12 protein-coding genes are annotated in these 11,768 nt (G+C 70.9%); 9 read left to right on the top strand and 3 right to left on the bottom strand.

All coding sequences use genetic code 11. From position 1 onward, the window contains the following. Positions 1–33: 33 nt before the first annotated feature. Entirely contained in the window at positions 34–507 is a 474-nt protein-coding gene (locus ABT078_RS16480; RefSeq protein ID WP_351228151.1) for a hypothetical protein, read from the top strand. Here the strand turns inward: ABT078_RS16480 and ABT078_RS16485 are convergent. Further along, the gene (locus ABT078_RS16485; protein ID WP_351228153.1) at positions 433–1,287 is read right to left on the bottom strand and encodes an alpha/beta fold hydrolase; all 855 of its coding nucleotides are present in this window, start codon (positions 1,285–1,287) and stop codon (positions 433–435) included. The two genes, ABT078_RS16480 and ABT078_RS16485, sit on opposite strands and share 75 nt — an antisense overlap. A 303-nt stretch (positions 1,288–1,590) precedes the next feature. Here ABT078_RS16485 and ABT078_RS16490 point away from each other — a divergent pair, with 303 nt between their 5' ends. The 8 genes from ABT078_RS16490 (at position 1,591) to kdpA (ending at position 9,549) form a co-directional block, all read left to right on the top strand. Further along, positions 1,591–2,292: a response regulator gene (locus tag ABT078_RS16490; RefSeq protein WP_351228155.1), complete on the top strand. Its 702-nt coding sequence runs from the start codon at positions 1,591–1,593 to the stop codon at positions 2,290–2,292. Further along, positions 2,289–3,395, top strand: coding sequence for a sensor histidine kinase (locus ABT078_RS16495; RefSeq protein WP_351228157.1), 1,107 nt, complete (start codon positions 2,289–2,291; stop codon positions 3,393–3,395). Before ABT078_RS16490 ends, ABT078_RS16495 begins: the two co-directional genes overlap by 4 nt. 90 nt (positions 3,396–3,485) lie before the next feature. Continuing rightward, a complete protein-coding gene (locus ABT078_RS16500) occupies positions 3,486–3,929 on the top strand; it encodes a GNAT family N-acetyltransferase (protein ID WP_351228159.1) in 444 nt (147 codons plus the stop codon). A gap of 203 nt (positions 3,930–4,132) precedes the next feature. After that, entirely contained in the window at positions 4,133–4,603 is a 471-nt protein-coding gene (locus tag ABT078_RS16505; protein ID WP_351228161.1) for an SAV_915 family protein, read from the top strand. A 132-nt stretch (positions 4,604–4,735) separates the two neighbouring features. Then, entirely contained in the window at positions 4,736–4,825 is a 90-nt protein-coding gene (gene kdpF, locus ABT078_RS16510) for a K(+)-transporting ATPase subunit F (protein WP_351228163.1), read from the top strand. Then, positions 4,825–7,014 (top strand): potassium-transporting ATPase subunit KdpB, encoded by a 2,190-nt coding sequence (gene kdpB, locus ABT078_RS16515; protein WP_351228165.1) that lies wholly within the window; start codon positions 4,825–4,827, stop codon positions 7,012–7,014. The genes kdpF and kdpB overlap by 1 nt, the downstream gene beginning before the upstream one ends. Before the next feature lies 1 nt (position 7,015). Then, on the top strand, positions 7,016–7,897 hold the full coding sequence (locus tag ABT078_RS16520) for a potassium-transporting ATPase subunit C (RefSeq protein ID WP_351228167.1): 882 nt from the start codon (positions 7,016–7,018) through the stop codon (positions 7,895–7,897). Between the two features lie 2 nt (positions 7,898–7,899). Further along, positions 7,900–9,549 carry a potassium-transporting ATPase subunit KdpA gene (kdpA, locus tag ABT078_RS16525; protein ID WP_351228169.1) on the top strand — a complete coding sequence of 550 codons (1,650 nt, stop codon included), beginning with the start codon at positions 7,900–7,902 and terminating at the stop codon, positions 9,547–9,549. A 95-nt stretch (positions 9,550–9,644) separates the two neighbouring features. Here the strand turns inward: kdpA and ABT078_RS16530 are convergent, their stop codons facing one another. Continuing rightward, on the bottom strand, positions 9,645–9,815 hold the full coding sequence (locus ABT078_RS16530; protein WP_351228171.1) for a hypothetical protein: 171 nt from the start codon (positions 9,813–9,815) through the stop codon (positions 9,645–9,647). Positions 9,816–10,122: 307 nt separating this feature from the next. Further along, complete coding sequence (locus tag ABT078_RS16535) at positions 10,123–11,616, bottom strand: nucleobase:cation symporter-2 family protein (RefSeq protein WP_351228242.1); 1,494 nt, start codon at positions 11,614–11,616, stop codon at positions 10,123–10,125. Positions 11,617–11,768: the final 152 nt, after the last annotated feature.

The raw sequence follows: 11,768 nt of genomic DNA on the forward strand, positions 1-11,768 counted from the left end.
GCCACCCGCACCCGCCCGTTCGAAGGAACCTGCATGAGCCGGATGCCCGGCACGGCCCGATGCGCTCGTGCCGTGCTCTTCGCCGTCGGCGCGTCGGGCGTCGTTCCCGTCCTGTGGCTGACGGTGGTCGCCGCGACGTTCGAGACCGGTGCCCTGGGCGAACTCATCCTGGGCCTGCTGCTCCTCGCGGCGCTTCCGTTCGCGCTGCTGGCCGTGGCCTCGTTCGTCGTCGCGGCGAAGTTCGCCGGCGGAGGCGACAAGGTCCGCGTCGGCGCGGTTGTCATCGGCTGGGTGGTCCTCGTCGGCAGCGCGGTCGCCGTGCCGGCCGGATACGAGCTGGGCGGTGCCGGCGTCGCGGTGGGTGCTCTGCTGATCGCCCTCTCGACCAGGGAGGGCACCAGGGACTGGTTCGACCGTGCGCGCCTTCCCTCGTCACCGCGCGAGTGCGACCAGGGGCCGCTCGCGGCGCACGACCCTGCGGCAGGTCTGGACGGGCAGGTGGTGTGAGGCGAGGAACGCCCACATCACCGGAGCCATCGTCTGTGCCAGATCGTCGGCGGTGAGCAGATCGCCGGAGAGGGCGACCTTGGCGAGATGCCCGTGGGGGAGGGCATCGGCCATCTCCTCGGCCGAGGCCGCTGGACGACGGTGGTCGCTGCCCGGAACGACCAGGGTCGGAACCGGAATGGACGCGAGCTCGCTGACGCTCGTGAAGGCACGATCGCGGCCGATCGCACAGGCGGCGGCGATGCTGGCGGGGTCCGAGCGGGTCATGGCATCACGGACCAGATTCCTGATGACCGGTGCGAGATCGGGCAGGACGGCCTTCCATGCGGCGTCGATCCCTTCCTGCAGGACGCGCTCGGCGAAGCTCTCCATCATCGCCGTCTCCGGCTCCTTCGCGGCGTCCTCGATGTCGTCGACGCTCATGACGACCGCGGCCCGTATGCGCTCGGGGTGTGCCGCAGCCGCACGCAGCGTGATCGTGCCGCCCAGGCCCGTCCCGCCCAGGGCCACCGAGTCGAGGCCCAGATGGCCGAGGAGGGCCGCGATGTCGTCGGCGTACTGCGCCCACGTGTGCCGACCGGGGTCGGTGCACACCGAGCGTCCGTAACCGCGTACATCCGGCAGGACGATCGTGTAGCTCTCCGCGAGCCGGCGTGCCAGCGGCACCAGACTGTGATGGTCCGGGCCCCCGCCGTGCAGGAGGATCAGGGCCGGTCCCGTCCCGAGCGTGGCGGCGTGCAAGGAGCATCCGTCGCTGCCGTGGTAGCTGAACGTGTCCATGAGTCATCCAGGGGTGGGGGCCGTCCGGTCATCCGACCAGGCGGGCGGGGCGGTGGCGGCGCCCGACGGGTTTTCCAGCGATTCCCGCCGGAAGAGCCGGTGCGCCTGCACGGAGCGAGTCCTGCGTCATGAGCCCAGCGTCCGGGAAGCTGCCGGTGGCAACCATCCGGCATCTGTCCGGAATCGCCCCCGCCGACCGGCTGCCCCGGTCCCGCCGTCCGGCCGGATCCGGCGCCGGTACGGCATGGCATGCGCCGACATGGTACGAATCGGACAGTGGTCCGACAGCGAGTGGAGCACACCGTGATCCGGGTAATGGTGGTCGACGACGAGGCCCTGATCCGTACGGGCTTCCAGCGCATTCTCGACGCGGCGGACGACATCGAGGTCGTCGCGGCGGTTCCCGGTGGCCAGGCGGTCCGTACGGCAGAGGAGATCTGTCCCGACCTCGTACTGCTGGACATCCGGATGCCGGACGTGGACGGACTCACCGTCCTGGCCGGACTCCGCCGGCTGCCGCATCCTCCGGTGGTGGCCATGCTCACGACATTCGACATGGATGAGTACGTGGCAGCGGCTCTTCGCTCCGGCGCCGCCGGGTTCCTGCTCAAGGACACCGACCCCGAGGAGCTGCCGTTCCTGGTCCGGGCCCTGGCCGACGGCGGCACGGTGCTGTCGTCGAAGGTCACCCGGACGGTCGTGGACGGCTATCTCGAGGCCGGTCCCCAGGAGCCGGCCGCCCGCGGTCTGGGCCGGCTGACCGAGCGTGAGCGTGCCGTACTCGTCCTCATCGCCGAGGGACTGTCCAACGCCGACATCGCCACCCGCATGCATCTCAGCACCGGCACGGTGAAGGACCATGTGAGCGCCATCCTCACCAAGCTGGAGGTGGCGGGCCGTGTCCAGGCCGCCCTGCTCGCCGAGCGGGCCGGCCTGCTCAAGGCGCCGCAGGACCCGCAGTGCCCCGGGGGCCCGCCGGACCAGCAGCACCAGGAGGGGGAATGACTTCCCGCCGTGTGCTCGTCCCGCTGTTGCAGAACACCCTTCTCGTCGCGGCCTCGCTGCTGGACGTCTGGGCCAACGTCGACACCGGTCAGCCGGTTCGCCTCGCCTTCGCCCTGGGCGCCGCCTGCGTCCTTCCGCTGCGCCGTCGCCTGCCGCTGGTCGTCTTCCTCCTCACCCTGCCCGCGGTGCTGCTCTCCGACGCCGGCGTCGCCGCCCTGATCGCGCTGTACACACTGTCCTCGCTCAGCCGCCGTCGCGCCCTGCTCGCCGTCTGCGCCCTGGCGTTCACGATCGCCGACATGACCTCGTGGCCGTCCCCGAACTTCGACCTGACCGACACGGCGACCCTGATCACTCTGGGTTACACCGCGGCGACTGCGGCCGCTCCCGTCTTCCTGGGCCAGCTCGTCCAGACCCGGCGCGATCTGTCGCTGCGGCTCGCCGAGATCTCCGAGGCGCGTGACCACGAACGGATGCTGACCGCCCAGACCGTGCTGGCCAGGGAGCGCGCACAGCTCGCCCGGGAGATGCACGACGTCGTCTCGCACCAGGTGAGCCTGATCGCGGTGCGGGCCGGGGCGCTCCAGGTCGGCACCCGGGACGCCGAGGTCAAGGAGGCCGCCGCCACGATCCGCCGGCTGAGTGTGCAGACCCTGGACGAGCTCCGGCACATGGTCAGCGTCCTGCGTGCCGCCGGGGGCCGCCCCACGGAGCTGACGCCGCAGCCGTCCCTGGTCGACCTCCCGCGGCTGGTCGGCAGCAGCGGCATCGAGGCCGAGCTGCAGACCGATGTCCCCGACGGGCTTCCCCATACCGTCCAGCGCGCGATCTACCGCACCGTCCAGGAAGCACTGACCAACGTACGCAAGCACGCCCCCGGCGCCGCCGCGACCGTCCGCGTCCTCCACGAGGGCCACACCGTCCGTGTCACGGTCGTCAACACCGCACCGACCCAGTCGCCGCTCCCCCTGCCCAGTGCGCACTACGGCCTGGTCGGCCTGCGCCAGCGCGCCGCGCTCCTCGGTGGCACCGTCACCTCCGGCCCGACCACCGACGGCGGCTACGAGCTCAGCCTGGAGCTCCCGGCCGAAGGCAGGCCGTGACGAACGGAGTCGGCACAAGGGGAGTCGTCACAAGCGGACGCGGAACAAACAGAGTTGACGCTCCGAGCCGCGCTCGGCTTGGCTGCTGCGATGTCTGACCTTCGCTTCGAACAGCCGGACGGCGACGCCGCACTCGAGGAGTGGCGGTACGTCCACAACGTCATCATCCCGACCCATGTCCTGTCCCTTGACGAGGTACGGGAACGTGCCGGCCGCAACCACCTGGAGGTCGCCTACCTCGGTGACGCTCCCGTGGGCTGCAGCACGGTGCGCCCGCCCACGGAGGACGACGCGTCGACGGCCACCGTCATCGCCCGCGTGCTCGCCGCTCACCGAGGGCGGGGGTTCGGCGAGGAACTCTATGCGCGCGGCGTCGCGCGGGCGCGGGAGCTGGGTGCGGAGGTGATCGAGACCGTCGTCCTGTCCTCCAACGCGGACGGGCTGCGGTTCGCGCAGAAGCACGGATTCGTCGAGAGCGAGCGCTATCTGCTGCCGGGGGACACCATCCCCTGGATCGACCTGCGGCTTTCCTGACGACGGCGCCCCGGCGCCCGGCGCCCCGGCGCGACGATTTGCCCGGGAGTCCTTGCTCCGCGCATCAGCGTCGCGTTACGGGTACGGCTCTTCCTGTCAAGCATCCGTCAGCGGTGCGGCCGTCGCCCTGGCGGACGGGCATATCTTCGCCGAAGCATCCGGCCGACCCGGCCGGGCGGCGCGTCTCTCTCAGGAGCGGAACCATGTCTGCAGCCGGCCATTCCGAGGACCCGGAACCTTCTGAACCCGTCCCGGCCGGACGTATGTTCGTCCCCGTCCGGCCGGGACCCGCGGGCTGGACAGCCCGCCTCTTCCGCACCCCCCTGGGCCACCGCACGGCCGTCGGCTTCACCTCGGTGGAGAAGCTCGCCGCCACGCTGGGCGAGGACCAGGCCTGTGTCAGGCTCTCCGAGACCGCGCTGCGCGCTCTTGCCGCGCCCCTGGGCGTCACCGCCCTCACCGTCGACCCCCAGTTCTCCGCCCCGGCGCCTGCCCGCGCGGCAGCCCCGGCCCTTGCGCCCGCTCCCGCCCCGGCCCCTGCGCCCGCCCCGGCCCCTGCGCCCGCTTCTTCCGCGACCCGCCCGTCCGTCGTCGCCGTCCCGCAAGGCCGTGTCGGGGTGCTCGTGCGCCGTGCGTCCCCGGCCGGCATGAGCAGCCGCGACATCGGCGTCTAGCAGCCGGGGCGCCCATGCGCACCGCCCCCTGAATCTCCGCCGGGTTCTCCCCCGGCGGAGAGCTGTCCCGTCCGCGCCGTGAACAGCCCGAAAAATCCCTGAGTATCCCCTATCTGTGAGGACGAGGTCTCGATGACCGTCGAAAACACCGTCGGCCTGATCGTGGCCGTCGCGCTCCTGGCCTACCTCGTGGTGGCCCTGATCAAGCCGGAGCGTTTCTGATGTCCGCTCCTGCACAGGTCCGACCCGCGCCCGTACCGGACCCCCACCCACCGGCGCCCGAGCGGCCGCACCGGGTCGGCGCCGGAGTGCTCGACCGGACGCAGCTGTGGCGCGCGCTTCCGCAGGCGCTGCGCAAGCTGAACCCGGTGACGCTCTTCCGCAACCCGGTCATGTTCGTCACCGAGGTCGGCGCCGCGCTCACCACCGGCATCGCCGTCCTTCACCCCACGCTGTTCGGCTGGCTGATCACCGGCTGGCTGTGGCTGACCGTGGTCTTCGCCAACCTCGCCGAGGCCGTGGCAGAGAGCCGAGGCAAGGCGCAGGCCGACTCGCTGCGCAGGACCCGGCAGCAGACCACGGCACGGCGGCTGGCCGGCTGGGAGCCCGGCGCGGCGGCGGGCGCGTACGTCGAAGAGACCGTCGCCGCAGCGGAACTCCGGCGCGGCGACATCGTGTCCGTGCCGGCGGGGGAGCTGATCCCCGGCGACGGCGATGTCGTCGAGGGCGCCGCGAGCGTCGACGAGTCCGCGATCACCGGTGAGTCCGCGCCGGTCATCCGCGAGTCCGGCGGCGACCGCAGCGCGGTCACCGGCGGCACCCGGGTGCTCTCCGACCGGCTCGTCGTGCGGATCACCCAGGAGCCCGGACAGAGCTTCCTGGACCGGATGATCTCCCTGGTCGAGGGCGCCAACCGGCAGAAGACCCCCAACGAGCTGGCGCTCAACCTGCTGCTCGTCATGCTGACCTTCGTCTTCCTGGTCGCGGTCGTGACGCTGCAGCCGATGGCGATCTTCTCCAAGGACGTCATGGCGGCCGCGCCCGACACCGCGGCGCTGACCGCGGACGGCGTCACCGGCATCGTGCTGGTCTCGCTGCTGGTCTGCCTGATCCCGACGACCATCGGCGCGCTGCTCTCAGCGATCGGCATCGCCGGCATGGACCGCCTGGTCCAGCGCAACGTCCTCGCCATGTCGGGCCGGGCGGTCGAGGCCGCGGGTGACGTGAACACCCTGCTGCTCGACAAGACCGGCACGATCACCTTCGGCAACCGGCGGGCGAGCGCGTTCCTGCCGGTCGGCGATGTGCCGGTCGAGCGGCTCGCGAGGGCCGCGCTGCTGTCCAGCCTGGCCGACGACACTCCCGAGGGCCGCTCGATCGTCGAGTTCGCCCACGAGGAGTACGAGTTGACCGAGCAGGTCGCGGACGGCGCCGAGTGGGTGCCGTTCACTGCCGCCACCCGGATGTCCGGCGTCGACCTGCCTGGAGGCACCTCCCGGCCGGAGGCCGGGGGAGGCAGGCGGCTGCGCAAGGGCGCCGCGGCGTCGGTCGCGGCGTGGGTGCGCGAGCAGGGCGGCGAGATCCCGGCGGCGCTGGAGGCGACCGTCGAACAGGTCTCCGCCTCCGGCGGCACCCCCCTGGCCGTGGCCGAGGTGAACGGCGGCTCCGCCCAGGTGCTCGGCATCGTCCACCTCAAGGACGTCGTCAAGCCCGGCCTGCGCGAACGTTTCGGCGAGCTGCGCCGGATGGGCATCCGTACGGTGATGATCACCGGCGACAACCCGGTGACCGCCAGGGCGATCGCCGAGGAGGCGGGCGTCGACGACTTCCTCGCCGAGGCCACCCCCGAGGACAAGCTCGACCTGATCAAGCGCGAGCAGGCCGGCGGCCACCTCATCGCCATGACCGGTGACGGCACCAACGACGCCCCGGCCCTGGCCCAGGCGGATGTCGGCGTGGCCATGAACACCGGCACGTCGGCCGCCAAGGAGGCCGGCAACATGGTCGACCTCGACTCCGACCCCACGAAGATCATCGAGATCGTCGAGATCGGCAAGCAGCTTCTCATCACGCGCGGCGCGCTCACGACCTTCTCGATCGCCAACGACATCGCGAAGTACTTCGCGATCCTGCCCGCGATCTTCGCCGCGGTGTACCCGGGGCTCGGCGGCCTCGACGTCATGGACCTGCATTCGCCGCAGTCCGCGATCCTGTCCGCCGTCGTCTACAACGCGGTGGTCATCGTGGCGCTGATCCCGCTCGCCCTGCGCGGCGTGCGCTACCGGCCCAGCAGCGCCTCGTCCCTGCTCACCCGCAATCTGTGGATCTACGGACTCGGCGGGCTCGCCGTGCCGTTCCTGGCCATCAAGTTCATCGACGTCGCCCTCGTCCAGTTCATCCCGGGGATCTGACATGACACGCATCCCGCACTGGCTCGCCCAGCACATCGCAGCGCTCCGGGTGGTCCTCGTACTCACACTGCTCACCGGTCTGGCCTATCCGCTCGCGATGACGGCCTTCGCACAGGTGCCCGGTCTGCACGGCAAGGCGGAGGGCTCCCGGATCACCGGAGCCGACGGCAAGCCGGCCGGCAGCTCGCTGATCGGCCAGTCCTTCACCGACGCCAAGGGGAACCCGCTCACGCGGTACTTCCAGTCCCGGCCCTCCAACGCCGGTACGGGCTACGACGCCACCGCCTCCGCGGCCGGCAACCAGGGCCCCGAGTCCGTCGTCGACACCAAGGACAAGCCGGGCCTGCTCACCCTGGTGTGCGGGCGCAGCAAGGCGGTCGGCGCCCTCGAAGGCGTCGACGGCTCGCGTCCGTACTGCACGGACGACGGCGTCGGCGCGGTCCTCGGCGTCTTCCACGACGGCGGCACCAGCGGCAAGGTCACCAAGGTCGTCAGCCTCAACCAGGCCTGCCCCGCCAAGCCGTTCCTCACCTCCTACAAGGGAGTCGCCGTGGAATGCGCGAAGGACGGCGCGGACTACAGCCGCGCCGTGACCGTGCCCGTACGCGGCACGGCACCGGCCCACCCGAAGGTGCCGGCCGACGCGGTCACCGCGAGCGCGAGCGGTCTCGACCCGCACATCAGCCCGGCGTACGCCGAACTGCAGGCGCCGCGCATCGCGCGTGAGCGGTCCGCGGACGAGGCCGCCATCCGCAAGCTGATCGCGCAGTACACCACCGGGCGGGCGCTCGGTGTGCTCGGCGAACCGGGCGTCAACGTCGTCGAACTGAACATCGCGCTCGACCGCACCCATCCGGTGCCGTCCCCGAAGCAGGGAGCCTGATCATGGCGGCCTGGATCCAGGCATCGATCGTTCTCGCCGTGGTGGTGGGGCTGCACGTCCCGCTCGGCGACTACATGGCCCGCGCCCTCGACGGCGGCAAGCACTGGCGGGCGGAGAAGGCCCTCTACCGCGTCTGCGGCGTCGACCCGGACAAGGAGCAGACCTGGCGGCACTATCTGACGGCGCTGCTGGCCTTCTCCTTCGTGAGCATCGCGGCGCTCTTCACCCTCTTCACCCTCCAGGGCAAGCTGCCCTGGTCGACGGGGCACGAGGGCATGCCGTGGCGGCTCGCCCTGCACACGGCCGTCTCCTTCACGACCAACACCAGTTGGCAGAACTACGCGGGTGAGTCGACGACGGGTCACCTCGCCGTCATGGCGGGCCTGGGCGTCCAGGCGTTCGCCTCGGCGGCTGTCGGCATCTGCGCGGCCCTCGCCCTGATCCGGGGCCTGGTCCGGCGTTCGACGGACGACCTCGGCAACTTCTGGACCGACCTGCTTCGCACGATCTTCCGGATCCTGCTGCCGATCGCGGTCGTCGCCGGACTGGTCCTGATGGCCGGCGGCGTTGTCCAGAGCCTCGGCGGCGGTCAGACCGTCACCACGGTCGCGGGCGCCAAGCAGACCCTGCTCGACGGCCCGGCTGCCTCCTGGGAGGGGCTCAAGCTGTTCTCTGGCGACGGCGGCGGTGTCTTCAACGCCAACAGCGCCCACCCCTTCGAGAACCCCTCGGCGTGGACCAACGCCTTCGAGATCGTGCTGATGCTGCTCATCCCGACGGCCTGTATCCGTATGTTCGGCCGGATGACCGGCAGCCTGAAGCACAGCTGGACGCTCCTCACGGTCGTCGGCATCCTCTTCGGCCTGCTGCTCGCGGCGGGCTCGCTCGCGCAGAGCGCCCACACCGGCACGGTCACCGAGGCGGTCGGCGGATCGTACGAGGGCACCGAGACCCGCTTCGGCATCCCCGGCTCCACGCTCTTCGGCGTGGCCGCCACGGGCTCCGCCGACGGCGCGGCCAACTCCGCGTACGACAGCTTCTCCAGCCTCGGCGGCGGTGTGCTGCTGTCCGCGATGATGCTCGGCGAGATCGCACCCGGCGGCACCGGCAGCGGGCTCTACGGCCTGATCATGATGGTCCTGGTGGCTGTCTTCATCGGCGGTCTGATGGTCGGGCGCACGCCCGAATACCTGCGCAAGCGGATCGGGTTCGCGGAGATGCGGTGGGTCGTCGTGTACGCGCTGATCCCGCCCACCGTGATCCTCGGGTGCGCGGGCCTCGCGCTCGCGCTCGGCCATGCCCAGACCTCGATGGGCAACCCGGGAGCGCACGGCCTGAGCGAGCTCATCTACGCGTACACCAGCAACACCAACAGCAACGGCAGCGCGATGGCGGGCTTCAACGGCGCCACCGACTTCCACAACCTGCTCATGGTGGTGGCGATGCTGTCCGGACGCTATCTGCCGATGGTCTGCGTCCTGGCGCTGGCCGGCCGCCTCGCCAAGCAGCAGCCGGGAATCGTCACCGTCGGCACGCTCCGTGCCGAGGGCGTCAACTTCGTCGTCCTGGCCACCGCGGCGTCCGTCATCCTGGCGCTGCTCAACTTCCTCCCCGCCCTGTCCCTCGGCACCATCGCCGACGGACTGCTCTGACGCGGGCACCGGCCGGACCTGTGGTCCCCCACCGGTCCGGCCGGAACGGGAGGTTGGGGACGACGACGTCCCACAGGGTTCCGGGCACGGGATGGTCAGGACTCGTCGCGCAGCTGCCGGGCCTGCTCGGTGAGCCAGGCCCTGCGGACCGGCTCGACGTTGCGGCCCATGGCGCCGGCAGCCTGGACGAGCGCTTCGGCGGCCGGCCGGGCGTCGGGCACGCTCCGGGCACGGGCAGCATCGGCCAGGGCCTTCACCGCCGTCACTTCCGTCGTTCCGGGCCACGCAGTCGCCCGCTCGGCCGTCCTGGCCACCTGCCCGTACTGGCCGTCGGTCCCGTACGGGCAGGCCGGGTTGTGGAGGCGGACGCCCTCAGTGGCGCAGCCGTCAGACCGTGTCCGTCCGGCGGCGGCAGTGGTGTCTCCCGAATACCCGGCGCGGAGGCAAGATCGTTCAGTGCCCGAACGGCACTCCGTGCAGGGGGACTTGCCGATTCCGTTGCGCACATTCATGCGGCGAACAGCGGTGGCCCCGGCCGGGCGGCAAGCTCGGCCGGGGCCACACCTCGAGGGCTCAGGCGCTCGGCGACGGGGCGGCTTCACCCTCGCGGGTCCCGCTCTTGGCGGCCTTGTCCTCGGAGACCTCGCCCTCGGAGGCCTCGGCAGAGCGGGCCGGGACGACCGCCGGAGGCTCTTCACCCTTCGGGGCGTTGTCCTTGCCCAGACCGTTGAAGATCAGGTTCAGCACGATCGCGGCCGTGGCGCCGAGCGTCACACCGCTGTTGAGCAGCGAGGACAGGTCGGCGTTCATATGTTCCTTGAAGAGCACCGGGACGGTGGCGGGGAGCAGCGCGAAGGCCAGGGAGACGCCTACGACCAGCGCGTTCTTCTCCTCCTTGAGGTCGACCTTGGCCAGGGTCTGGATGCCGGCCAGGGCCACCATGGCGAACATCACGGTCGCCGCGCCGCCGAGCACTCCGTGGGGGACCGAGGCGACGAACGCCGCACCCTTCGGGAGCAGTCCCAGGATGATCATGAACACGCCGGCGGCGACCACCACGAACCTGCTCTTGACCTTGGTCATGCGCACCAGGCCCACGTTCTCCGCGAAGGCCACGTAAGGGAAGGAGTTGAGGGCACCGCCGAGGGCCGTGGCGGCACCGTCGGCACGCAGCGCGCGGGCCACGGTCTCGCTGTCGACGTCCTTGCCGACGATGTCACCGATGGCGTACGTGTCGCCGGTCGTCTCGACCATGGTGATCAGCATGACGATGATCATCAGCAGGATCGGGAACCACTCGAACTTCGGCACACCGAAGTGGAAGGGGGTGGTGACCCCGAACCAGTCCGCCTTGCCGACGTCGCCGAACGCGGCATCGCCGAGCAGGAAGGCGACGGCCGTGCCGCCGACCAGGCCGAGCAGGATGGCGATGCTGGAGACGAACGGCTTGCGGAGCTTCATCAGGATCAGGATGAAGAGCATGGTGCCGCCGGCGTAGGCGAAGTGCTTGGGGTCGCCGAAGTCCGGGCTGCCGACGCCGCCCGCGGCGTCGTTGAGCCCGACCGGGATGAGCACGATGCCGAGGACGGTGATCACCGTTCCGGTGACGACCGGGGGGAAGGCCCGCATGACGGTGCGGAACGCCTTGGCGGGCAGCCAGGCGAACGCGAAGGTCGCGATGCCGGCCGTGATGACGGCTCCGTAGATGACGAGGAGGGCGGCAGTGCCGCCTCCGGCGCCCAGACCGATGGCGATCATCGGGGACACGGCGGTGAAGGTGACGCCCTGGATCAGCGGCAGCCGCGCGCCGATCCGGCCGATGCCCCACGCCTGGACGATGGACGCGATACCGCAGGTGAACAGGTCCGCGTTGATCAGGTAGACCAGCTGTTCCGTGGTGAGTCCCAGGGCGCCGCCGACGATGATCGGGACGATCACCGCGCCCGCGTAGAACGCGAGTACGTGCTGGAAGCCGTAGAGGGCGAGCTTGGGGAGGGGGAGTACCTCGTCGACCGGGTGGGTGCTCCGCTCTCCGTCCGTGGAAAGCCGGGCGGCGACACGTGCCATCTCTGCCTTGCCCTTCAAGAGGTAGGTGAGTGAGAGGAGATCTGGTTGTCCCTGGTCCGGCACCGTCGGCGGCCCCAGGGTTGTCAGTACAGTCACGTGCATCGAAGCCCCGCTGTGTTACCAGCAGCGTCTCGTCGTGTGACCGGAATCAA

The organism is Streptomyces sp. NPDC002133 (assembly GCF_040296405.1).
Classification (GTDB): Bacteria; Actinomycetota; Actinomycetes; order Streptomycetales; family Streptomycetaceae; genus Streptomyces.

Coding starts and splice junctions, on each gene's coding strand:
- ABT078_RS16480 (WP_351228151.1), top strand. CDS start 34: ATGAGCCGGATGCCCGGCACGGCCCGATGCGCTCGTGCCGTGCTCTTC.
- ABT078_RS16485 (WP_351228153.1), bottom strand. CDS start 1,287: ATGGACACGTTCAGCTACCACGGCAGCGACGGATGCTCCTTGCACGCC.
- ABT078_RS16495 (WP_351228157.1), top strand. CDS start 2,289: ATGACTTCCCGCCGTGTGCTCGTCCCGCTGTTGCAGAACACCCTTCTC.
- ABT078_RS16500 (WP_351228159.1), top strand. CDS start 3,486: ATGTCTGACCTTCGCTTCGAACAGCCGGACGGCGACGCCGCACTCGAG.
- ABT078_RS16505 (WP_351228161.1), top strand. CDS start 4,133: ATGTCTGCAGCCGGCCATTCCGAGGACCCGGAACCTTCTGAACCCGTC.
- kdpF (WP_351228163.1), top strand. CDS start 4,736: ATGACCGTCGAAAACACCGTCGGCCTGATCGTGGCCGTCGCGCTCCTG.
- kdpB (WP_351228165.1), top strand. CDS start 4,825: ATGTCCGCTCCTGCACAGGTCCGACCCGCGCCCGTACCGGACCCCCAC.
- ABT078_RS16520 (WP_351228167.1), top strand. CDS start 7,016: ATGACACGCATCCCGCACTGGCTCGCCCAGCACATCGCAGCGCTCCGG.
- kdpA (WP_351228169.1), top strand. CDS start 7,900: ATGGCGGCCTGGATCCAGGCATCGATCGTTCTCGCCGTGGTGGTGGGG.
- ABT078_RS16535 (WP_351228242.1), bottom strand. CDS start 11,616: ATGGCACGTGTCGCCGCCCGGCTTTCCACGGACGGAGAGCGGAGCACC.